The sequence below is a fragment of the Bacteroides sp. OF03-11BH genome, from assembly GCF_003604005.1.
Taxonomy (GTDB): domain Bacteria; phylum Bacteroidota; class Bacteroidia; order Bacteroidales; family Bacteroidaceae; genus Bacteroides; species Bacteroides ovatus.
This window is the reverse complement of sequence record NZ_QTMW01000010.1, coordinates 1-26,173: the sequence shown is the minus strand read 5'-3', so window position 1 is coordinate 26,173 and position 26,173 is coordinate 1. Positions and strand designations below refer to the sequence as shown.

The 26,173-nt window shown below is 42.1% G+C and carries 12 protein-coding genes; 3 read left to right on the top strand and 9 right to left on the bottom strand.

Annotation, left to right across the window (positions count from 1 at the left end):
* Position 1: 1 nt before the first annotated feature.
* Positions 2 to 1,843 carry a rhamnogalacturonan lyase gene (locus DXA54_RS09600; protein ID WP_120079329.1) on the bottom strand — a complete coding sequence of 614 codons (1,842 nt, stop codon included), beginning with the start codon at positions 1,841 to 1,843 and terminating at the stop codon, positions 2 to 4.
* 244 nt (positions 1,844 to 2,087) lie between these two features.
* Between DXA54_RS09600 and DXA54_RS09595 the strand changes: the two genes are divergently transcribed.
* From DXA54_RS09595 to DXA54_RS09585, 3 genes are all read left to right on the top strand, one after another.
* Positions 2,088 to 3,227, top strand: a complete 1,140-nt coding sequence (locus DXA54_RS09595) for a glycoside hydrolase family 88 protein (RefSeq protein WP_120079327.1) — start codon at positions 2,088 to 2,090, stop codon at positions 3,225 to 3,227.
* 129 nt (positions 3,228 to 3,356) lie between these two features.
* A complete protein-coding gene (locus DXA54_RS09590; RefSeq protein WP_165863235.1) occupies positions 3,357 to 4,991 on the top strand; it encodes a rhamnogalacturonan acetylesterase in 1,635 nt (544 codons plus the stop codon).
* A gap of 712 nt (positions 4,992 to 5,703) precedes the next feature.
* On the top strand, positions 5,704 to 7,464 hold the full coding sequence (locus DXA54_RS09585) for an ATP-binding protein (protein WP_004301572.1): 1,761 nt from the start codon (positions 5,704 to 5,706) through the stop codon (positions 7,462 to 7,464).
* Here DXA54_RS09585 and DXA54_RS09580 read toward each other — a convergent pair.
* The 8 genes from DXA54_RS09580 to DXA54_RS09545 all read right to left on the bottom strand — a co-directional run bounded on the left by DXA54_RS09580 (position 7,445) and on the right by DXA54_RS09545 (position 25,984).
* A complete protein-coding gene (locus DXA54_RS09580) occupies positions 7,445 to 10,843 on the bottom strand; it encodes a DUF6250 domain-containing protein (protein WP_120079325.1) in 3,399 nt (1,132 codons plus the stop codon). The genes DXA54_RS09585 and DXA54_RS09580 overlap by 20 nt on opposite strands.
* Before the next feature lie 181 nt (positions 10,844 to 11,024).
* Positions 11,025 to 13,106 carry a hypothetical protein gene (locus DXA54_RS09575; protein ID WP_055234856.1) on the bottom strand — a complete coding sequence of 694 codons (2,082 nt, stop codon included), beginning with the start codon at positions 13,104 to 13,106 and terminating at the stop codon, positions 11,025 to 11,027.
* Positions 13,107 to 13,186: 80 nt separating this feature from the next.
* Positions 13,187 to 14,908 carry a RagB/SusD family nutrient uptake outer membrane protein gene (locus tag DXA54_RS09570; RefSeq protein ID WP_004301569.1) on the bottom strand — a complete coding sequence of 574 codons (1,722 nt, stop codon included), beginning with the start codon at positions 14,906 to 14,908 and terminating at the stop codon, positions 13,187 to 13,189.
* Positions 14,909 to 14,929: 21 nt separating this feature from the next.
* Positions 14,930 to 17,980, bottom strand: a complete 3,051-nt coding sequence (locus DXA54_RS09565; RefSeq protein WP_055234858.1) for a SusC/RagA family TonB-linked outer membrane protein — start codon at positions 17,978 to 17,980, stop codon at positions 14,930 to 14,932.
* Between the two features lie 46 nt (positions 17,981 to 18,026).
* On the bottom strand, positions 18,027 to 20,039 hold the full coding sequence (locus DXA54_RS09560) for a RagB/SusD family nutrient uptake outer membrane protein (RefSeq protein ID WP_004301567.1): 2,013 nt from the start codon (positions 20,037 to 20,039) through the stop codon (positions 18,027 to 18,029).
* Between the two features lie 21 nt (positions 20,040 to 20,060).
* Positions 20,061 to 23,240 carry a SusC/RagA family TonB-linked outer membrane protein gene (locus DXA54_RS09555; protein ID WP_004301566.1) on the bottom strand — a complete coding sequence of 1,060 codons (3,180 nt, stop codon included), beginning with the start codon at positions 23,238 to 23,240 and terminating at the stop codon, positions 20,061 to 20,063.
* A gap of 59 nt (positions 23,241 to 23,299) precedes the next feature.
* The gene (locus tag DXA54_RS09550) at positions 23,300 to 24,925 is read right to left on the bottom strand and encodes a fimbrillin family protein (RefSeq protein WP_004301565.1); all 1,626 of its coding nucleotides are present in this window, start codon (positions 24,923 to 24,925) and stop codon (positions 23,300 to 23,302) included.
* Positions 24,926 to 24,970: 45 nt separating this feature from the next.
* A complete protein-coding gene (locus tag DXA54_RS09545) occupies positions 24,971 to 25,984 on the bottom strand; it encodes a fimbrillin family protein (RefSeq protein ID WP_157452186.1) in 1,014 nt (337 codons plus the stop codon).
* Positions 25,985 to 26,173 lie beyond the last annotated feature (189 nt).

Genomic DNA, 26,173 nt, shown 5'->3' with positions numbered 1-26,173 from the left:
TTTATTTTTTAGGTATTTTACATCCTCTGAATAGGGTTCCCTGCAAATCCGGTCCAAAGTAGAATCCCGGTTGTGTCGGCTGGTTGTAGGCTACGTTCTGGGTAGCGATACTGATGCGATAAACAGGATCCTCCAAAAAGGTGTGGAAGCGGTAATCAGTGGGAATGGTAGAGACATAAAGCCGCAAAGCGGTATTATCGGCTGTGCGCAACAGTACTTCTTCCCGCCAGTCGCCTACAATATCTCCTTGCAGGCAAGGTGTTGCCTTCGTTCCGTTGTTGGAAAGAGCTCCTTCGAAAATGGCTATACGCTCACAGACTCCTTTCTTCCAATTATATTTGCTGACTATGTTTCTATCCAATAGTTCGCGCAGTAAATCACCGTCCCACCAGACAGCCATATTACATGACAATCCTCTGACACGGGCTTTCACCACTTCTCCTTTTATATTTCTTATTCCTCCGGAAGCAAGAGACCACATTTCAACGCCCGGATGGGTCGGGTCAATATCAGCCGCCATGCAACGCCCGACATCTGTACTATCTTTTATCTGGAAAAGTATTTCTCCGGTTGCCGCATCTCTGTACGTACTTCCGTCACGCTTGTTTTCGTGACAGTCCCATACTTGCAATCCTTTGCGAGAAGGATCGAAATGAGTCAGATGAATCGCGTCTCCATGTCCCATCTTCGTTGTGTACAATCCTTTGCCGTTATGGTCGATGGCACACGAGCCGTAGATAATCTCATCGCATCCGTCACCGTCTACGTCACCTACCCGAAGGTTATGATTACCTTGTCCGGCATAGTCTTCACAACCGGGATGGTTACTGTCGAAAATCCAGCGTTCTTTCAGTTCCTTTCCATTCCAGTCGTATGCAGCCAATACTGTACGGGTATAATATCCACGACACATCACAACACTAGGATGGATACCGTCGAGGTAGGCAACGCAAGCCAAAAAGCGGTCACTACGATTACCACGATTGTCTCCCCAGTCCATCAGGTTTCCTCTTCCCGGTACGTAATCAATTGTTTGCATCGCTTCTCCTGTCAGACCGTTGAAGACAGTCAGATATTCCGGTCCGGTCAAAATACGTCCCTGTTCATTCCGATAGTCAGCTTGCGCATCTCCAATCACTTTTCCTTTTCCGTCCACTGTTCCGTCGGCGGTTTTCATTACTACTTCCGCTTTACCGTCACCATCGAAGTCAAACACCATAAACTGGGTGTAGTGTGCACCGGCACGTATATTACGTCCCAGATTAATGCGCCATAAATGTTGCCCGTTTAATTTATAACAATCGAAATATACCTCTCCGGTGTAACCGTCATGCGAATTATCGTGTGCGTTCGACGGATCCCATTTCAAGATAATCTCATATTCCTCGTCACCGTCTACATCGCCGATACTGGCATCATTAGGAGCATAGAAATAACTTTGCCCTGCCGGAGTCGTACCGTTTTCAGGACGATTCAGCGGGATGTTCAGATAACCAGCCGGAGCATCGGACGGCAATTGATAACAGCTTTCCGTTTTTGATTGGATAGCTTTGACGGTATAAAGTACGGATTCCGTACCTTTATATATATCCTGAAAGAAAGTCGCATTTCTTATCGGATATTTGTTTACCTTTTCACCGTTTCTATAAACATCAAAAGATTCGTCCATCGGGTCGGAGGACAGATAACGCCAAGACACGGCAACAGTAGATGGATTCTCTCTGATGGCAATTACACCGCGTCCCAAATGTTCGCGTTTCAATTTCGAAAAGTCATAGTTCGGCTGCGCCACTACAAAAGCAGCTATCAGACACAGACTTAAAAAAGCACTTATGCATTTCATAGTTTTATCGTTAATCAATTTACAACACAAAAGTAAGCGGCACAGCCTACTTATAAAATAGAATATTGTACAGATCTATGTAGAAATCATCATATAGCCCACTTTTAAACCGCATTATAACTACCTGGTGAACAAAAATGAATATATCTGAACGGAAATCCATTGAAAAAGAAAAGTGCGTCCCTTATCTTTGCCAATAAAAATTAGAATAAACACCCAATTAATAAAACAGAATTATTTCACCATGAAGAAATCACTACTCTCATTCTTTACAGTAACCCTTCTTTGTCTTATGACAGGAAAGCCGGTCATGGCACAAGAGTTACCTACACAAAAAGAGACTTTAGAGACTATCGTAAAAGTAAACGACTACTTTATGAAAAAGTATGCCGATTATACATTGCCTTCTTTCTATGGCAGAGTTCGTCCAAGCAATATATGGACGAGAGGCGTATATTATGAAGGATTAATGACTCTGTATGGCATTTACCCTCGTGAGGATTATTATAAGTATGCCTACGATTGGGCTGATTTCCACAAATGGGGAATGAGAAACGGCAATACGACCCGTAATGCCGACGACCATTGCTGCGGACAAGTTTATATCGACCTTTATAATATGTGTCCGTCCGACCCAAATATGATCCGAAATATAAAAGCAAGTATCGATATGGTAGTCAACACTCCGCAGGTGAACGATTGGTGGTGGATTGACGCTATCCAGATGGCAATGCCAATCTACGCTAAGTTTGGAAAAATGACCGGTGAACAGAAATACTATGATAAGATGTGGGATATGTATTCTTATACTCGTAACGTGCACGGAGAAGCCGGAATGTATAATCCTAAAGATTGCTTATGGTGGCGCGATCAGGACTTTGATCCTCCTTACAAAGAACCGAATGGAGAAGATTGCTACTGGAGTCGTGGAAATGGCTGGGTATATGCAGCTCTTGTACGGGTATTGGATGAAATCCCTGCCAATGAAACACATCGCCAGGATTATATAAATGATTTTCTCGCTATGAGCAAGGCACTTAAAAAATGTCAGCGTGAAGATGGTTTCTGGAATGTGAGTCTTCATGATCCGACGAACTTCGGAGGCAAAGAGACTTCCGGAACAGCACTGTTTGTATACGGTATGGCTTGGGGAGTGCGCAACGGACTGCTCGACCGCAAAGAATATCTTCCCGTCCTTTTAAAAGCATGGAACGCTATGGTGAAAGATGCCGTACATCCGAACGGATTCCTGGGATATGTGCAGGGAACAGGCAAAGAGCCTAAAGACGGACAGCCGGTTACTTACAAGAGTGTGCCCGACTTTGAAGACTACGGAGTCGGTTGTTTCCTGCTTGCCGGAACAGAAGTTTATAAATTAAAATAACATACACTGTTTTTTCATTAGGTTTAAAGATAATCATTCATTAGGTTTAGTTAGAGGTTAGTTAGTAGCTAGTTCCCTCACTGACTGTTTAGACACCGGTCAGTGAGGGATTTCAAAGAGAACAGATTCATGAAAAACAAATTATTCCCGTATATATGTTGGCTGACAGCCATTACATTCAGTTTGCAACTGCAAGCGCAAAATAAAGTTTCCGCTCCCATGGCAGACGTCAATCAAGTAATTGACAACACGCTGGACAGCCTGAATAAAGCACGTACCTCGCGACCGGAAGCCGGTTCCAGCCGGAAAGGTGACAACCCAGTTCTGTTCCTGGTAGGTAACTCTACCATGCGTACCGGAACTTTAGGAAACGGCAACAACGGACAATGGGGATGGGGCTATTATGCAGGCGATTATTTCGACTCTAACCGGATTACTGTAGAGAATCATGCATTGGGTGGAACCAGTAGCCGTACTTTCTATAACCGTTTATGGCCGGATGTAATCAAAGGAGTACGCCCGGGAGACTGGGTTATCATCGAATTGGGGCACAATGACAACGGCCCATACGACAGCGGACGTGCCCGTGCTTCCATTCCCGGAATTGGTAAAGATACACTGAACGTAACGATTAAAGAAACCGGAGTGAAAGAAACCGTATATACCTACGGGGAATATATGCGTCGTTTCATTCAAGATGTAAAAGCCAAAGGTGCTCATCCGATCCTATTTTCGCTTACTCCCCGCAATGCCTGGGAAGACAAAGACAGCACCATTATCACACGTGTCAACAAAACTTTCGGATTGTGGGCAAAGCAGGTGGCAGAAGAACAGCGTGTTCCTTTTATTGACTTGAATGATATCAGCGCCCGCAAATTTGAAAAGTTCGGCAAGAATAAGGTGAAATATATGTTCTACATCGACCGTATACATACAAGTGCTTTCGGTGCTAAAGTAAATGCTGAATCTGCTGCTGACGGAATACGTGCGTATGAAGGACTGGAATTAGCCAATTATCTGAAACCTGTTGAGAAAGATACAGTGACAGGTTCCAGTCGGAAAGAGGGACGTCCGGTATTGTTTACTATCGGAGATAGTACGGTCAGAAATGAAGATAAAGACAAAAACGGTATGTGGGGTTGGGGAAGCGTAATTGCTGACGAGTTCAATCTAAATAAAATTTCTGTAGAAAATCGTGCGATGGCAGGACGTAGTGCACGTACTTTCCTCGATGAAGGTCGTTGGGATAAGGTATACAATGCCTTGCAACCGGGGGACTTCGTTCTGATTCAGTTCGGACATAATGATGCAGGAGATATAAACAAAGGGAAAGCCCGTGCCGAATTGCGCGGTTCGGGAGATGAGAGCAAAGTCTTTCTAATGGAAAAGACAGGCAAATATCAAGTTGTTTATACTTTCGGCTGGTATCTTCGAAAGTTCATCATGGATGTTCAGGAGAAAGGTGCCATTCCCATCGTTCTTAGTCATACGCCACGCAACAAATGGAAAGATGGAAAAATAGAACGTAATACCGAGTCTTTTGGCAAGTGGACACGTGAAGCTGCGGAAGCTACGGGAGCTTATTTCATTGACTTGAATAAGATTAGTGCCGATAAACTTGAAAAGAAAGGTGTGAAGAAAGCTGCAGCTTACTACAATCACGACCATACACATACTTCTTTGAAAGGAGCGCACATGAACGCCAAAAGTATTGCTGAAGGGTTGAAAAAGAGTGATTGCCCGCTAAAAGAGTATTTGAAATAATACGAAAGAGAATCCTGTAAAGATAGCAAAGGACTAAAGGGAAATATAGACTATCCGGACTGTTTAAATATTCTATCTTAAAAAAGGAATATTTAAGCAGTGCAGAATGGAGAAAACAGCATAGCAGATGAAGAAGAATAAAAAAGCTCCGACATTTGTCAACACGCAAATCCTCATTCTTATCATTTATAGAGTTTATCTAGCATTTCACACCTATTTTATCCTACAACACTTGCAAGTCGATATCGATTCAGGGATTAATCTTCCATTATGTTATTATTTTCTTATTCAAAAGTCCAGGTAAATCAGAGAAAAACTAGCTTAAAAAAGCACATTTATATCTTCCTCACCGATGAAGGACAAGTTCATCGGTGAGGAAGACAGCGTTCATCGGTGAGGATCACCCTGTTGGTTTAAACCTAACGAACTCTTTTTCCGTTAGAAAAGACGCATATTCTGTCTGATATTATTCACTTTTCGCCTATATTTCTGCATATTATTGCACTTATTTATGCAGTTTTTTCTCTGATTCATCAATTTCGCAACGGTTATTTTCTAATATAATCTTAAAAACAGAACATCTGGACAGGATATGTTCATCCCCATTCAAGGGAAAAATGAATGTTCGTATCCAACATAATACAGTCGCAAATCATTGATTTATTCCACGGAATAGATTAACTTTGCCTGTACAAATTAAAAGCCTGCCAATATGAGCCAAGTGAAAGGAATACCATACGGAATATCCGACTTCAACCGGATGCGGAACGAAAACTTCTATTTCGTCGATAAAACCATGTATCTGCCCCTTATCGAGGAAATGCCCAGTTACCTTTTCCTTATTCGTCCGAGACGTTTCGGAAAAAGCTTATTCCTAAGCATGATGCGTACTTATTACGACATAATACAGAAGGATAACTTCGACAAGTATTTCGGTGACTTATGGATAGGAAGCCGTCCAACCAAACAACATAACAGTTTCCAAGTCCTTTTCTTCGACTTCTCAAAAGCAGGCTGCTCACTGCCGGGAGCAGATTTGATGAGTAGCTTTAATGAATATTGCAGTATCATCATCAACCAGTTTGCCCATGCATACGCATCTTATTATGATGAAGATTTCAAGTCAACAGTAGAAAGCATTGAAAGCGCTAAAGCAAAATTATCATATATAGAAGTAAAGGCTAAAGAAAAAGGATATCCTCTCTATCTGATAATTGACGAATATGACAACTTTACCAACGTCATATTGAGCGAACACGGACAGAAAATGTTCCATGACCTGACTCATGCCAGCGGCTTCTACCGTGAATACTTCAAGCAGTTCAAAGGTATGTTTGACCGAATTTTCCTAATGGGAGTCAGCCCTATCACACTGGATGATTTATCTAGCGGGTATAATATTGACTGGAATATATCGACTGATTCCCGTTTTAATGCCATGATAGGATTTGATGAAACTGAAGTACGTGAAATGCTCCGTTATTACCAACAAAATGGAAAGCTGGTCGGTGATGTAGAAGCGATGATTACAGAAATGAAACCGTGGTATGACAATTATTGCTTCGCCAGAACATCTTTGGACAACGACCGTGTGTTTAATTGCGATATGACTTTATACTATTTACGTAACCAAATTGATTTTCACCGTCCACCCGAAAATATGGTAGACAAGAATATCCGTACGGATTACAGTAAACTGAAAATGCTGGCACGCATTGACCACGACAACACCCATGAGGGAAGCCGCATGAGTACTATCGAAGAAATTGCGGCAAAAGGTGAAATACTGGTAGACTTACATACTTCGTTCCCGTCAGAAAAGATAGCAGATATAGAGAACTTCCGAAGCCTGCTCTATTATTATGGTTTACTTACCATGTGCGGCACCCGTGGCGACCGTCTGAAAATGTGCATACCTAACAATTGTGTGCGCGAGCAGTACCTTGGATTCTTGCGCGACTACTATCAACAGGCCCATACCCTGAATCTTTCACATCTGAAAGACTTGATAGATGATTTCGCCTTCGATGGTCATTGGCAACCATTCTTCGAAACCATCGCCCGTGCCTATCGGGAGAACTCTTCCATACGTGATGCGATAGAAGGGGAAAGAAACCTGCAAGGTTTCCTAAAAGCCTATCTTGCCATTGCTTCTTATTATCTCGTACAGCCGGAACTGGAAATGAACTATGGCTATTGTGACTTCTTCCTATTGCCGGACAAAATGCGTTATTCCGATATAGAACACAGCTATATCCTGGAGTTGAAATACGCTACACGTACAGCTACCAATGCTGAACTTGAAGCCCAAGCAGAAGAAGGAAGACAGCAACTGTTGCGATACAGTAAGGATAAAGTTGTGCAGAAACTGGCTACTGGAACGACACTTCACCTATTATTAATTCAGTTCCAAGGTTGGGATATGGTGAAATGTGAAGAAATAAATGCTTCTGCTATTCATCCTTCGGAATAACTTCCTGCATATAAATAGCATCCAAGCTCCAAAGAGCAGCATCATTCGTGCTAATGCTCGTACATTCATCTAATGGAGACGGTACTTCCGGCGGAAGTATGGTAGTGATGCGGAAAGGCGGTGCAGGTGTATGTTCCAACCGGGTAAACAAATCTTTCCAGGCTTCTTCAGCCATTTGGGTATTGCGCAAGTGATAAGCTGCGTAAGCCATCAGACGGGAGACACGAAAACGGCTATGGCTAAGTTCCCATGCTTTCTTCTTGTAACGTGCAGCATGATCAAGCCAGGCGTCTTTCCATTCGGGTATATCAATCATACGCATCATTTCATTGGCTATCTCAAATCCGCCCATGATCGTCATTAAATGGTTGGTTGTTTCCAATTTGGGGTCACATTCGGTTGTGATGATTCCTGTTGACGGATCAAATCCTAGAGCTTTGGGGCCGGTAAAGAGGCGGTTAGGCAGGACGGCAATGCTTTTCATTCCTGCTATTATTTTATCACGATAAGCAGTGTTACCTGTGCGCTCCCATTCTGTCATCCAATTACCGGCATAAGCCAGCCAGTCGGGACCGATACGCAAACGGGCGGGAGCGGTACAAGGATATTCACTGCGAGGTTGGGCCAGGCGCATAGGGTCCAAGTCATAGAGTTTGTGGTCGGCATCCTTCACTTCAGTCATTAAATCACCGCAACGTTCGTCTGTAGTAAGGTAATAGTAGAAACGGTTCCAGGCGGCCTGGCTGATTCGCGCTTCTTTAGCTCCGCATCCCCAATGACTTACATTATGCCGACTGCCTAATCCGGCATTGGGACCGATATGATAGACATCCACTTCGCCTGTATGACGCGTCATAGCTTCTGCCATACGCCAAATATCAATACGCCCGGTACGCAGGAAATTATACCATAGCCACATATTAGAAGCCAGTTCCGTATTGTCCCAGGCAAATCCTCCGACATCGTAACGCCAGGTATGACGAACAGGGTCATAAGCGTGCATCACATCACCATAATTCCAGAAACCGTACCACTTGTTTTGTTCGATTGCTTTCTGATAGAAGTCAATGTAAGCATCCAAGCGGTCTTCTACACGAGTACGGAATGGAGTAGTACGGTCGGGGAGACTCCATATCCCGAAAGCCTGGCGGGCATGAAGATAATTCGGGGTTGGCATTAACAGACTAGGGCTAGAAAATTGTTTGGCATAATCAGCAAAAGCCTTTTTTCCGGCATAGCCACTTTGTGGGATCAGTGTCAACGTAGTTGTACGGGCAATGCCGTATGGCGTGCTCATACCTTCCTGGACATCTTCATAGCTGGCATTCAGGTCATGAGCTATACGATCATAATGCCGTAAATCCATAGGCTCGGACTCCGGACTCCACAACCAGGCGGTAAGGGTAGCTACCGGGGTTCGTGCGTCTGAAATTTCAATAGAAGAGGGATAAGACTGCCAAAAGTCATGCATACAAAGTCCTAATCCTCCGGTAATATCTCCGACAAAAATATATCCATCGCTACGTGTGCCGGAAAAGGTTCCTATCCAGGGATTATCGTTATTGGCACGTTTACGAATGGAGAAAGCATCGGCAGTGAGTTGAGACAGACGGTAGTCATTCCATGAAGCCCAGTTATCGAGCAGAGAGCGGTTCTTTTCATCGAAAGATTCATAAGGCGGAATACGTTTGCCTTCCATTTGCTGCTGTTGCAGGGAGGGTTCATCTGTTGGCTTCTGTTGTGCGTCCTTCTTTTCATTACTATTTTTCTTATTATCTGCCTTATTTAAAGTGAGTATGCGACGCCCTACCAATGGTTGTACCGGCTCGCTCCACACTCCTCCATCTGCACACGAGAAAGCAATATGACGATTATACAGAGCTTCACGCATAGGAACGTCGAAACGGATACCTAAACTACGAATGAAATCTTTCTTCTGATCTCCGTCATAGACGAAACTATGTACCATTTTGATCTGTTCACTGCCACCATAAAAGTAGAGACGTACCACAAAAGGAAGCCACTCACGGTTATTCCGTTTGTTCATATCAGAGTTATTCGCATAATTCCCTTTCCCTTCAGAGTGATTCGTATCAATCTCCTTATTCCTGTTCCGATGTATCCCTTCCAACTTTACAAGTGCCCGTACAGAGCCCAGACGTTCTATGGTTACTGATTTTATTTCCCCTATGTAATGAGTAAAAGATATTTGAGATGTATTTTCTTGAATCGGCTCGCTTTGAGTATTACAAATCAGACGCGCTTTCTCTCCTACTTTAGTTCCTTTATACAATAGGCTATCAATCAGGAAATCTCCGTGTCGGGGAATAAATACGGAAATCAGCCCTGTTTCAATTTGAATATTTTCAGGCGTTTCAGTGATTGCAATAGAAGCATTAGGCTGTTTATTGATAATTTTTGCTTTCCGGGGGGCTTTTTCTAATGTCAGTCTTTCTGTTCCGGCAGAAATGACTCCGGCAACTCCGCTCCATTTCACGGAACCATCCGGCCAGTAAGCCAATGGCCAAGTATCTACCGGAATCTCTTGATTTCTATCTGTTTTTAGTCGCAATGAAGTTTCAGGAAATAGGTAGCCTTCATCAAAAGGAACTCCGAAACTTACAGCTTTGTCTTGTTCAGGAGTATTGCCTATCCAATGTAAAGGAACAGTAGACGTTTGGGGTGGTAAACATTCATAGCGAAAGTTTGTAATGCGGGTACGGGATAAGGTGGTGCGAAAGCCGAACCATCCTTCTGTCAGAGGTTCGGCATCGCGGAAGTCCACCAGTCGCTTGCCGTCTATGTAATAACTAACCCTATTATTTTCATTTGTTATCTTAATGTGATACCAGTGGTTCGCTTTTAGCAAATGTTCGGTATCTGTATATTCTTTCAGTATGGCAGGACGTACTTTGGGATCTGTGATTCCTGCTTCATTGCCGTCATAACGACGGAAGCGTGTAGTAGAGTTATAATTTCCACCATATCCCATGTAATAGAGTTGCAAAGAATAACAATTCAGAAAGATTCCGCTACGCCACTTCTCACGTTTCCATATATTATCAGGATGTTTGGGGTCCGAAGCCATCCAAAAGCAATTCAGGTCACTCAAACGGTCTCCTTCTTTTTCTACAACTACACACGCATCATATTCAATGGTTACCCGTCCGCTCATCTTTTCTTTCCTCCATAAGGTAAGGCCTTTAGGAGACAGTATTTCAGCGGTATCACCCTGAAATGTCACTTTATAATCCGGAGATTCCGACTCTACCTTCCAATATTTATGAAACTGGCGGGCGTTGAGGCCGGAAACTTTATTGTTTTGTGCGTTTGTTCCTAAAGTGATGAAGAGGAACAAAAGGATAAAGAGTTTTTTCATATGTATATTTGCTATCTCACCTTACAAAGGTAGGGAGAGCCGATCAATTAAGAAATAGAATATTATCCATATATATGGCGATTCGTTCAACTATGAAAAAAAGAACAACCCGACAGTTAGCCGGATTGTTCTTTTTCAACAAACTCATATCAAATAAGAGATTTCTTATTCAAAAACCTTTTTATTCTGCTTTTTTCAAAGTTTCAGCACCTACATAGTAACCTAAGTTAGTTCCCTGGTTATATCCCATATTCTGCATCGCTTGAGACATATCATAATTATGATCGGTCATCAAGTGAGGAAGACGGAATTCGGTAGGATGATTCGTGGAGAATATATAAATAGATTTCATGTCACTTGAACCCATTATTACTTCTTCACGATAGTCACCGAGAAAATCACCATAGTAACAAGGATTGTATTTGGTGCTATGGTTACCGTCATTGCTACCGTAAGTTCCAAAATATACCAAACGAGTCTTATTCGTCTTGTTTACATCAGGGTTCTCTTTATAGCTCACGACACAAGCACGGTCCAGCATTTCTCTTGTCGGCTGCCCGCTCCAATAAATGGCTACATTATACAAAACTCCACCACCAATACCTGTAGGATATGTACTGGATACCAATCCACTGCCACTACAACTGAATACCCCTTCCTGCAAAGAAGACCAGTACTCAAAATTCGGGCTATCCGGATCAATATCTGCCACAATACAACGACCGACATCAGTAGTCGAACCCGCTCCATGGCCGGTAATCAAGCCACCATCTCTTGCATCAATCACTTGACATCCATAACCGTGTCCTTGTCCATTATAATTGCCCGGTTCTTCAAATGAAGCAACAATTTGCAATCCTGAACGGTCTTTTATAAATTTGCCAACACATAAACAGTCACCATGACCGTTTCCGGTACACCACAATTCGCTTCCATCATCATCTATAGCCGCAGAACCATACAAGATTTCATCTTTTCCATCATCGTCCAAGTCCGCTACACGAAAACTATGCGAACACATGGACAACCATTTTGAAGAATGTTCGGCTGTATCAAACTTCCAACGGGTTTCCAGTTTATTCCCTTTCAAATCGAGTGCCCATACTTGCCAATTATGATAAATACCTCTACTGATGATCAGACTGGGGTTGCTTGTTCTCACTCCGGTCGCTTCGTCAGGTATACCATCCAGATAAGCCACCCCGATAAAGAAACGGTCCATGCGGTTTCCGTAATCATCTCCCCAATATTCACTCCAATATTTAGCACGCGACGCTTTTGAACCACTTCCACCACGAGGAATATTATCCACCCGGGTAATTTCACGTCCATCATATCCACGGCAAATAGAGATATATTCGGGACCTTCCATTATCAAACCGCAAATTGTATTAATACTTGCTCCCGAATACCAGCCCACAGCGTCAGTCTGACGAATTCGATAATCGTTCACATTACCATAAGCATCGGTAATGACCTTACCATCCCCAAACTTTGTACCTTCTGAAGAGCGGAAAGCTATTTCACATAAACCATCTCCATCAAAATCGTATAAAATATATGAAGTATAATGTGAACCGGAACGAATATTGATTCCCAAATCAATTTGCCACAAAAAAGTACCATCCATCTTATAAGCTTCCAACAAGGTCGAACCATTATTCCATCCCCCCTGGTTGGCACCATCATACGGTTCTCTCTTCACCACAATCTCCAATTCACCGTCACCGTCCAAGTCACCTAGCTGAATATCATCAGGAGAATATGTAATCGACGCATCGGGTACATTCATGTTTAATCTAATCTCATGATAAAACTTTTCTGCCATTTCAGAGGTAAAGGTATAATCGCAAAGCGTTTCAGCCTGATTGGCAAGAGTGACCCGGTATACATTCGTTTTTGATACATCAATATCCGCATCCACCCAAGAAGTAGTATTCGAAATAGGTTTCTCATTCAATTTCACTTCCGTCTCGCCGTCTACCGACTTATAAATATCAAAAGCAACATTAGACGGATCGGTCTTCAATAATCTCCAGCTAATCAATGCGGATGCAATCCCTGATGCGTTATTGGGATCAGAAGCCGAAATAGGATCATAACTCACCCACATGGCGCGGCTACCCGTTATGACTTCGGTCGGCAGAGGAGGCAATTCTTCTGTTTGATTGCCATTGTTCACTTCAACGACGGGGTCATTATCTGAGCAGGCAACTATGGCCAGCAGACAAAACAGCCCCAGTATTATATAATGTTTCTTCATTTCTTTCGTTTTTTTATTCTATAAACATCCGTTCTATGCAAGAATATCCTATCACTATTCATCAGCATTCCGGTTGTGGGTTACCACCCCGGATTCTGCTCCAAATTAGGATTCTTAGATTTTTCACTCTGCGGAATCGGGAAGAAATACATCTTATCATCCCAACTTCTTTCTTTTACCTTACGTTCATACGTATAAGTATCATCCCCATTCTTCGTAATCTTCATTTCAACAATGTTCTTGAAATGTTTGTCACCCTCCTTCCAACGACGTACATCCCAAAAACGATGTCCTTCAAAGGCCAATTCTACCATACGTTCATTCTGATATTTCTTCCAGAAAGCATCATTGGTCATCCCTTGAGGGAATCCGGGCATCTCGGCACGCGTACGAACTACTTTGATAGCATCCACAGCCGAAGTTGTAAATTCATTATCCGTTGCATACGGACTACCCAGATACTTATATACAGCTTCCGCATAATTCAAATAGAACTCTCCAAAACGGAATGTAATCCATGAATGATAGGTCTTTGAAGCTGTACCGGCACGTAAGTCTACTGCCGTCTGACAATACTTCTTCAGATAATAGCCAGTCGGAGTTCCGCCACTCAAAGGCTCCGCATTTAGTCCGCCCTGATAGGTTTGCAGAGGAACAGTATTCCAGTTAGGCCACTTTTCGTCCCCATTCTTGGCAATAGTCAGATAGAAACGAGGGTCGCGGTTGGTATAATAAGGATTAGCAGGATCATAGTTATCCAACTCGTCCGGACGCAACCCTGTATCCTTCATCTCATACGCATCCACCAGTGTCTGTGTGGGACAGTTTCCACCTTTACAATTTTCCAACCCTACCGGGAAGTTATATCCCTCAAAAGAATTAGTGGTAGTAGTGGCACGACGGAGAAAAATCAATTCATTAGTAGCGTCATTGTAATTGTCCTTGCTCCAAAGTGATGAATAATCCTCCACTAAGAGTTTTGCCTTTTCAGCAAACCCATTACTGTCATCTAAAATTTCCTTATTGGCTTTAGCTGCACGATACCACAGTTCTCTATTATCAGTCGGATTAAATAAAGGACTTGCCGCATACAATGCTGCACGAGCTTTCAAGGCCAATACCGTTTTACGGTTGGCACGTCCTGTTTCCGCCGGACTACTAGGCAATGCCATATCTCCCAGTTTACTGTAATCGACGATAATCTTATCTTTAATATCATCACATTCGGCTATGATATAATCAAAAATCTCCTGTGCCGGTCTGCGCGATAACGTATTCGATTCTTCGGCTGTTAATATATGGTCGCTAAACGGCACATCTCCATATTGCCGTACCAAGTTAAAGTAGAAATATGCACGAAGGAAACGTACCTCATACTGGTAATTGGTATAGCGGAACATCTGTTGTGCATAATCACTGTTCAAAGCCAACTCGGGAAATGTCAGTCCGGTAAACTTCTCCAGATATAAATTACAATTGGCTATCCCTTCATAACAGGACGTCCACATGCTACTTTTAGCATTCGACGGACTCCAAGAACCATTGTAAAAGTCTTCAATCTGATTTCCCGAATAAGCATATTCGGACTCATCGGTAGCAGAACCAAGAATTGCCCCGCTATAGTTTCCAAAGTCCACATCCATGGACAAATAGATATTTGTTATCAGCCCTCCTACATTACCGAAGTTGAGCTTCACAAAATCCTCATCATAATTATTGTACTCATGATATTCCATCTTATCTGAGCAGGAACCGAGTGCGGCTACACACATCATTCCGTAGATAATGTTTTTCAGTTTCATTCTTTCGCTTTGTTTTTATGATTAAAAACCAATCGTAACACCGACTACTACACTCTTATTCAGCGGAGTCGCTACACCATAACATTCCGGATCTGTCACATCAATATGATCTGAACAGAACAAGTCTGTTCCTCTGACATATAACTTGGCACTCCCCAATATCTTAGTCTTCTTCATCCATTCTTCCGGAAATCTGTAATACACCTCCGCGTTACGTAACTTCAAGAATGACCGGTCCGCCAACCAAACTGTATTAGCCTGATAGTTATTGGCATTACTCTGTGAACTCAAACGAGGATATTTGGCATTTTGATTTTCCGGTGTCCAACGATTCTCATAATAATGAGTAGAAAGTGTCGTATTATTTATCAACGGCCAAAACATACTCTTCGTATTCAAGACAGCAGAATAGTTACCTGTTCCCTGAAACATTACATCTACTCCAATCCCTTTCCATTCGGCTCCCAAATGGAAAGAATAATAAATTTCCGGAGCCGTCGTACTATAACCGATAGCTGTTTTATCATTGGCATCAATGATTCCGTCTCCATTCACATCTTTATATTTTATGTCTCCCGGCACTACCGTACTAAAGTTTTGCGGAAGGCTGTTTGCTATATCTTCTTTATCTTTGAAGAAACCTTCAGCTACCATTCCATATACTTGTCCCAACCGATTTCCTGTTTGCACAAGATTCTTATACAAACGCGGTTCTTCCAGTTGTTCCTTAATTTCATTCTTATTCCAAGCAAAATTACCGCCAAGGTTGAACACTACATCTCCTAACCGTTTCGTATAGTTAAGTCCTAGTTCCACGCCATAGCTATCAACGATTCCGGCATTCTCGAACGGAGCATCTACGCCCAACACATCGGTATATTTTCCTTCGGAAGAGACCCAAATATCTTTTCTCCGTTGGTAATAGCCTTCTGCCGTCACGTCCAGTCCATTGAACAACACGGCATCAACACCAACATTGTATTTATACGCTTTCTCATGTGTCGAATTAGCAGTTGCCAGGCGCCCGATAATAGTACTTCCGAATTCAGAGTCGTAACTACTGTTAAACTTATATTGCGTACCGGTAGTCGTATAAATCTGATCCCAATAGTCATATACGGTAGTACTTCCGTCTTTAGGCAGATAATCAACATTGATCACTCCAAACGAAGCGCGCAATTTCAGGAAGTTCACCCAAGACACATCTTTCAACCATTTTTCTTCCGAAAGCACCCAAGCAGCAGAAATGGTAGGCGAGAAAGCCCATTTATGCCCCGGTGCCAATAAACTGGAGGCCGAGCCAACCAATGCCAGATCCAAATAATAGCGATTAGAGAAACCTACATGATTATACCAGGATACATTTTGCCGATAAATAGTAGTGTTCAATCCGTATGAATCACGATACTCATAATCCCATTTGAATTGAGAATACACATCCCACTTCCGAAACGAGCGATTGTAATCGACACTACCTGCAAAGTTAAATTGGCGCGCCCAGTTGTCAATACCTGCACCCGAACCCATTTCACTGGATTCGCCACCTGAAATGGCAGTATAAAACGGACCGTTAGTTGTCCAGCTTGTTGCATAACCGGCATACGTATAAGTCTTGCTATGGTCTTCCAGAATATTGGAATAGTTGTCATAAGCTAAACGAAAGTTTGCTCCCAATCCTTTCAGCAAACCAGATAAATCTTGTGACAAGGTAAGGTCGGCAAACAAACTGCGAGAGTGTCCTTTAGAATAAGCAGCTCCCTGCGATTGTGCGACAGGATTCGATGTTCCCGCCCAAGTAGTACTTCCTCCCCAACTGTCATCTTCCGTACGAACCGGAAAAGCTGCAGAAGGAATCGAATAAATCATATCCCATAGGTTAACCGAAGCCCCCGGAATCCGAGATTCGGACAAGGTACCGAGAAGATTCAACTTCAATTTGGTAGTGGCGGTTAAATCAATATCCAGATTTGTACGCAAATTAGCACGTGAATACATATTCTGTGTAGAATATCCGTCATTTGCATTCGGGGTTTTGATAAACCCTTTGTCTGTTAATAAATTCGCCATAGTATAGTAGCGGAACTTTGCTCCTCCCCCACGGAATTCGATCGTATATTTATTAGAAACTCCTCTGTCTTTAAAGGTTTCATCAATCCAGTTCACATTAGGATAGAGATAAGGGTACATACGGGAAGCCCCTCCACTACCTACTCCATTACGGAAAGCATCGACTTCTTCCGGAGTATACCGAGCTCCCAAACCTTCATATCCACGCGCTTCATTCACTGCAGAAGCATACGTAGCTGCATCTACAAATTCCGGACGTCGAGACTGAGTGTTAATGATATGATCATACGTAAAAGTTATCTCTTTTGTTTTGTACTTACCACGCTTTGTAGTAATCAAGATCGCACCGTTCACCCCTTTGTATCCGTACAATGCCACAGCCGCGGCATCTTTCAGGATGGAAACGGATTCTACTTCTTCTGGGCTCACCAAGCTCATGTCTCGTTCCAAACCGTCAACCAGCACAAGCGGTGTACTACTTGACAAGCTCTGCAAACCACGTACATAAAAGGTAGGATCTGCCATTAACCCGGTACTGGCCGCATTCTGCAAAGTAGTAAGGCCCAATCCATATCCATATAAAGAATTGGATATATTCCGGGAAGACCGCTTATTAAACTCTTCGTTATAGGTGGTAGAAACAGCTGCTGTTGATTCATGACGACTGAATGTCCGGTTAGCTCCCACATCAATAGTCTGAGCTGCATATCCCATCACAATAGTCATCGGACCATCAGTCTTTGCCACAACTGTGGTAGAGCCTTTGTCGACAGAAACGACACTCAAACGTTGTCCTTTCTCGACCGCAATCTCGAATTTACCATCTTTATCAGTTTCAACCCGGGTCTCCACTGCGCCACCTTCCACATTAACGGACGCTCCATAGACTGGGTTTCCCGATTTATCAACAACAATACCTATAATGTTGTTGTCTGTATTCTGTGCTCTGACCGGAATGCTCAAACAAACCAGTAAAGCCAGTATCAGAATCTTATTTTTTCTCATATAAATCAATATTCAATATTGTTTTAATCTATTTCGCTGTCTCACATTACCAACCCGGATTCTGAATCAATCCATATCCTTTGTTAATTTCCGTTTGCGGGAATGGAGAAAGATACCATTTGGGATCAAATCCGTATGTCCACCACCGACGGACCGGCTTGGATAACTCAAACCTTTCATATTCAAAACGAGTAGGCTGCAATGCCCCCTTGTTCTTATCTCCTTCATTCCATTTAGCATTTCCCGTTATACGATTACCGGTATCATCCAAACGATAGGCGAGCAACCCGTGCAGGCGCTTCTCGAAACGATCGGCACGCTTGTAACGGACAAGATCAAAGTAACGGCTATCTTCAAGCCCCAATTCCCGAACACGCTCGCACAGCAATTCTTCCAATAAGGCTGCTTTGTCAGAAAGTAAATTCTTATCTGTAACACACTCCGCCAAATCTTTCTTCAATCCTACGCGGGCACGTACTATATTCATTTGGTCAATAGCACCCCGGTGATCATTCTTGGCTTGAAGCAAGGCCTCTGCATAAGTTAAATAAATGTCAGATAAACGAAGATATACCCAATGCGTATACTGACGTTGGTACTCTGTTCCCAAATAATATTTCATATTTTTATAACCAGTCGCATAGTTACCTGATTCAAGTGCAGCATTTTGTCCTTCATCGTATCCTCCGACCCACAATTCATAAGGTAAACCGGACATTGTTCCTGCACTCCAGTCTAACATCTTCGGCAATCCGTTTACCATGCAATGCTCATACAGACGAGGATCACGGGTTAATACGATTTCCGACAATAGTTGTTCTCCATTTTTGAATGTTCCGGTCAGGAACATTGCATCCAACTTACCTTCTGTTTCCGTCTTTTTCCAGTCAAACGGAGTACCGTCGGCCCATGGGAACATCTCCACATATTCCTGTGTAGGCGGATATTCGGTACGACAAAGTGACGGAACAGCCCAGGAATGCCACATATAAGAACTTGAGTTGAAAGCGTCCGACATATTCGTGCGGACAGAATGCAAGACCTCCTTGCTGTTCTGACGAATATATCCCATACGATATGCCTGCCGATACTGTTCCGGTGTTTCTTCCGAAGCCTTATTCAGGCTATATCCGCCTTGACTCTCCAGCTCTTTAAAGAATGCTTCACAAGCCTTCAAACAGTTATCCCAAAGTTCCGCATGGTAGCCGCCGTACCATACCAGATGCTGCTGTTCAGCCTCTGAGTTTCCTCCTGCATATCCGTTGACATCGTTAAACAACGGAGAAGCGGCAAATTGCCAGATTTTGCATTTCAATGCCATCGCACCGGCCTTTGTCCAGTGTCCGGCCTTGCTGGCAAGATCGGCATCAGCATAAGCCCACACCAATCCACCGGAATTGATAGCATCATCCAACATCTTTATCATGTAGTTAACAGTCTCCTCTACCGTAGCACGGGGGATTTCATAACCTGACTCCGTACCGGTGAATGAAGCATATAACAATGGAAGACCTCCATAATGACGGAACATATCAAAATAGCGTGCCGCAATCAGGCATTTAGCTTCTGCCACCAACTGAGTTTTTTCAGTGCTATCCATGCCCGGCACTCTATCTATATTTTCCATTAACAACCAGCACCAGCGCACTACTTCCCATACCATTTCCCGTGTATATGGGAAAATATTACCACGCGTGCCATAGTTGGCATTGAGAGAACCCAAATAATACTGCTGATATACAGTTGCGTCACTAAAATAAAGTGACCAGCAGTCTGTTAGCGCATCCTTCTTTCCTAAATAAGGACTGGAAGAATCAGGAATATTACCGTTACTGTCCGTATTATAAGGTAATCCGTAATACTGTCTACTGTAACAGGTATTCAAAAATTGGCGCGTATATTCCGCACTATTGAACACTGTGTCAATAGTAGCATTTCCGCCCGGTGCCTTATCCAAAAAAGAGTTTCCGAATTTAATTTCGTCCACACATGAAGTGGAAACCAAACAAACCGCCGCTCCCAACATCGCACCGATGAACCATTTATTTTGTAATTTCATTGTATCTTTCCTTTATCTATTTTAGAATCCTAATTTCAAGCTCAACGTATAAGTCTTGGACAATGGATAAGAAGGTGCATTAGTAGCTCTTGCCTCCGGATCACCCCACAAATAAGGTGTAATCGTCCACAAATTATATCCTGCAAAAGCCAACTGACATGTATTCAGTCCAAGTTTCTTCATTAATGGGAAGTGAAAATTGTATGCCACCTGAAGAGTTTTCAAACGCAAGTATTTGGCATCTTTCTCATATAAAGTGGAAGTAGCATAATTATTCTTTGCATTATCAATGGTAGCTCTCGGATACTCCGAAGATTGTGACGGATTTTCCGGTGTCCATGTATGATCCAGATGGTATGCCAACAATCCTCCCTGCTCGCTATTGGAAGATGAATAAAACGGTTGACGAAATACATCCGAAATCATACGACTTACATTCCAGGCCCCTGTCCATTGAGTACTTATTTCCAGATTCTTCCAACTGAATCCTAAATTAATACCTAGCATATATTCAGGATCGTCTGTAAAGCCATAGTCATAACTTGCATCATTTGCATCAATCTTACGGTCACCATTCAAGTCAACATATACTGCATCTCCATTTTGAAGAATACTCTCGTGAGTGGGGAACGGACGATTAAATGTCTGCTCATATAGCGCAGGTGTATCCTCATCATAGAAGCGCCAGAAAACATATTGACTACGCGAACCGATACGGTGTCCCTTCTGATATTGATATAAATTATTCTGCGGTGCTTCCTTCTTTTCAAGAATCTCATTCTGATTATAAGAAAGGTTAATACCCGCCCAATAACGGAAATTATCGCCAATCTTATCGTTCCATTTTAAAGAAAGTTCCCAGCCCCAACTGTCTACACTTCCTAAATTTGAATAGGGAGTAATGAACCCTAACATTCCCGGAGCTGTACCGTCACGCAAAAGGATGTCATTACGACGTTCTTTATAATATTCAAAGGTTGTTTTCAGACGGTCATCAAGGAAGTTAATATCAACACCATAGTTCCGTTTCAGAGCTTTTTCCCATGTCACAGCAGGGTTATTCTTAGCTACCTCACGCGCACCCAGACTAACAGTACCATTATCTGTTCCGAATCCATATCCCCAGGCGTTAGTTGCTCCTCCACTTGCCGTTACACGATTTGCCAAGTCACCTAAACCGACATTATATGGATCAGCCATATACATAAACCGCGATCCTCCAATATTATCGTTACCTACCAAACCGACACTGGCACGTAATTTCAAGAAGCTAACCACCGACTTCAAAGGACGGAAAAACTTCTCTTCACTCATCACCCAACCTATAGAACCAGCCGGGAAATAAGAAAAGCGCAAATCGGACGCAAAGTTTTCCGAACCGTTATAACCCACATTAAACTCTGCCATATAGCGGCTCTTCCAATCATAAGTGACACGTCCGACTAATCCGACATATCCATGAGGAATGTCCGAATATAATTTCGGATAATACTCTTTCTGTTGATTATACAAAACTAAGGCTGTCACCGTATGATCACCAAAAGTACGATTATAATTAAAGCTGGCTTCCATATACCAATTACGTGCTTTGCCTGTAGTATACGAATACTTCACATCTGTATTCTCTCCAAACTTACGATAAGCAATACTACCGTCATCCATCAATACAGGAGTGTATGTAGCAATAGACCCACCAGAACCGACTTTATTAACTGTAAACGAGCTGTTATAAGATCCCTTCACTTTAAAAGAAAGTCCTTTAGTCAAGAAGTCCATTTTTTGATCCAGAATCACATCCACATTCAGCGAATTGTTGCTGGTCTGGCTGAACCCATTTCCATAATATCCCATACCTGTACCTCCTGTAAATGGTAATTTCAGTCCGTCTGAATAAGTCTCATCGCTCGAATTTACCAATTTTCCATCTATGATTCCCGGACTGGAGAAAGGAGTAGCATAATACATATTTTTAATCAATCCGGAAGATCCCTGACTCGTACGCGGTTGATCTGAATTATTCACATTACCACTAATATTGAATGACAAAGTAGTCGTTTTAGTGACATCCATATCCAAGTTTGTACGATAGTTAAACCGACGGTACTGATAGCTTAAATTATAAGGAAGATCAAACTCACTAAAAAGTCCTCCTTGCGTATAAGCACCTGCAGAGATGAAATAACGTACTTTATCTGTTCCTCCCGAGATGTTCAGATTATGCTGGCTCTGAAGCGTAGAGCTTTTCATAATATAGTCAGCCCATTGTATATTTGGGAAACGAATAGGATCGGAACCATCTGCAAATTTTTGAATCACGCCATCACTAAATAAGGCAGATTTGCCATCACCGGACATCATTTGATTATGAAAACGGGCATAGTCATAGGAACTTGCCTGTTCTACCATTTTTGTAGGCATCAATACAGAAGCAGAAGTAGTAAACGAAATTTTCGCCTTTCCTTCCTTTCCTCGTTTAGTTGTAATCAAAATGACCCCATTTGCTCCACGAATACCAAATACGGCTGTTGCCGAAGCATCTTTCAAGATAGAAATGGATTCAATTTCATTCGGGTCGATATCACTCATACTTTCACGATCCACACCGTCTACCTGAATTAACGGTGAAGAATTTTCCCAAGTAGCTTTACCACGAATAAAAATTTCAGCGGCATCCGCTCCCGGCTCACCGGAATATTGTACGGTAGTCAAACCTGTCATCTGCCCTCCTAATACATTGGAAACCGAACCTACAGATACACGGGTCAATTCTTCTCCCTTCACACTAGCGATAGCTCCTGTCATGGTCACTTTCTTCTGCGTACCATAAGCTACGATTTCCACCTCTTCAAGTGCTGTCACATCCTCTACCAGAATGACTTTCATGTCATTTTTCGCTACTACTTTTTTATCGGTATAACCTATAAAAGATACTTTCAATTTCGCACCGGGACGTACATTTATTCTAAATACACCGTCAATATCGGTAATTGTACCATTAGATGTTCCTTCCGCAAGTACACTTGCTCCAATTATCGGTTCGCCTTGGCTATCTACTACTGTTCCTTTTATAGTACTTTGCTGCTGTACAACTTCGATGGCTGCCGAGGCTGTTTGCAATCCCCATGCAGGTGCAAAAGTTGCTATAGTGAAAAACAGAGCGACAGGTAAGGTTGTCCCCTTTATAAAGTTTTTCTTATTCATATATGTATATGTTCATGATATAAGTATAATTTTAACGGACTTTATATACCGTCATTATTTTAGAATGCAAGCATCATACGGAAATAACCGGCACGCGAATCACGTTCACAAATTATGTGATATCTTCCACCAGCCATACCGTGTGTCCATTGGTTGGCTGGAGAACGCTGTGTGCTACTCCAATAGTGTCCACTGTTAGTTCCTGACTCGACAGAGGTCATCTCATCACCATTTACATTCTTGAGACAACGGTTAATAACACTCAAATTCTTAGCGACTGTATCCCAACACATTATAGAGGGCAAATACCAAGGAGTCACATTTGCCGGAATAGCTTCCGCTTCACGATAAGCCTTGATATACGCATAAGCATGGTCGCAAGTAGAAGGACTACCCATACCTTCGTAACACATAGTAAGTAACTGTGTATTATTGTATCCCATTAGTGCTGGGAAAACCAATGAAGCATCATTCTTGTTAACATCCTTCTCTGTGTTACAACCTACAAACTTGTTTGCCCAATTCTCATCTGAAGTAAACCAGTCTGAATAATAACCGGACTTACTTGAATGGAACATTTTCAAAGCAACATCATTTTGTTCACTATCTTTTACCACAGAATTCTTAATAGATAGCACTATACCGTGCGTACATGCAGGGAAATCGCGACGCAAAGCATCAACTTCTGCTGAATAGAGTTCAGTATGTGTTACACTGGGTTGTGAATTTCCTACATAACATACAATACCAATCACATTCTCCGGCACCGTTTCCGCATCTACTGAAACTATTTTTCCATCTGCACAAAAATAGTCTCCTACCTGCAAAGTATGGTTGATTTTACTTTTATCTTCGATGGTATACATTTTCGCCGTTCCTCCTTCCAGCGTACCTTTAGCTTCATATTCCATCTCACTTACTCCAGAATAAGTACCCTTAATTGAGAATTCCTTCTTCGGATTAACCAAGAAACGGTATGTATCCGTACTTTCCTGATAATAAGGAGTTGCTTGAGTATTGTTCACTGTAAACGAACCGGCTGTTAATGGTAACAAATAATCATCTATACCGCCATTTGTAAAGCTATAGGTCAAATTAGGCATCTTCACTACCGCAAGAGCCATCCGATGTTGCATAGTAAAAGCGATCTGTCCTTTCAAACGATCCCCCTGAACACTACCCGTACTCGTCATCAAATCATATTGTGTATAATTTCCTTCATTTTGTTCACTGCCTATTTTCCAATTGTTGACGTATGTTTCAAAAGGATCCACCTTCGTCGGATCAAAAGTCACATTCGCATTATACGGATAGTATGCATAAAAAGTCATCCGCTGAAATTGTGAACCTTTGTATTCAATAGGATCCCCTCCATCAGTCAATTCCCAATAGCCATCTGTCAGTGTGAATTTCCGATTCTTGATATCCTCTACCACCGTTTCTCCTCTTACCGCAAATATACCGATAGCATCTCCGTTAGAAAATCGGGTAGTATATCCATTCTCTGTAGCACGTGTCTTACCACTTTCGTCCATAAATCCTTCATCAGACACACTAATCTGAAATCCCTGCAAAGAATCCGGTGTTTCTCCGGTGAGTTCTTCATTTTGCGAGCAAGACGCAACTATGGCTGCGCCAGCCAGAAAAAGCATTGATATATAATTATATATTTTCATAAATCTCATGTTTATATTTTTAGCATTTTTATCTATATTAGATTGGTAAACAGATCACTTCACAACAGGCTGTGGAGTTACGGTTTCTTCTGTAATATTCCAACTAGGATTAGTTATCTCTGTTCCAGTTTCAGCTATACTCGGGTCGGATGTTATAGGATCGTGGTTTTCATCCTCCCATCCTATTATTTGCGTTTGTTCTGTAATTGTCAACACATAATTATTGTCCTCGTATTTATTTGTCTTGATGATGTAATTATAAGAAAATCCTGATTTCAATTCTGTCAAGTTAGCAAACTCGGCTTCATAAAGATAACCGTTCATTCTAGCTTGGATAGTTACTTTGCCTTGCACCTTCTGTGGCAGTAAAATAGCTTGTACTGTATAATTATCCTGCTCTCCTATTTTATCCCAATAAATATCATCTTTATCCGTAACAGGGTCTTCACTGACTGTTGTCTCCCCTGTTTTAGGATTAAATGTACCATTATTCTTAAGCCCAATAAGATAACAAGTTATATCTGCCAAGTCCACACCTTCGCCAGCTTGAAACTCCAATCTAATACGACTCATCACATGATTGAATGCTAATGTCACGTTCGGGGTTTGTGATGTAGCCTTCCCTTTGGCAAAAAGAAAATCTATCTTCGCACGTTCTTCTGCTGTAGCTTGATTTTCACTAGCTGTAGTCACTTCTAATGCAGGTTGTTCTTCACCTGATGTACCAGAAAATGGAGCGTATGCCACTACATCATACTCTCCGGAACCTAATACCCAAATTTCTTCTGCATTTCCTCCTTTTGCTGCAAAAAGACCATTGCCCTTGTATTTGTAATGAATATTCACTTGTTCCGTACCACAAGTGATTCCTACCGAGTCTTCTGCCTCCCAGTTTGTTTCCGTAGCTCTTGTAACAAGATTGCTAGCCTCATGATTGTTTATTACTGCACTAAAAGAAACTTTCGCTCCCGTATCACCGGTAAACTGAATATCAGTTTCTTTAATATCGTTGCTACATCCTGCTAAAAGTAGTAAGGCAACAGCAGTTGTGACATAGTTTTTTTTCATACCATGTTTTTTAAAGTTAAACATATTTTTGTTGATTAGTAAAATCGTCGTAAAGTAAAAAAGACAATGGCTGCATTCTTTTCCAACCAGCAATTGAAATAAATGAAGCCTTTTTTTTGTTGTTTTCCATATTCATTAGTTATATCTGTTAAGTTAAACAAAAGTTAGATTCTCTTTTTAAACATAACT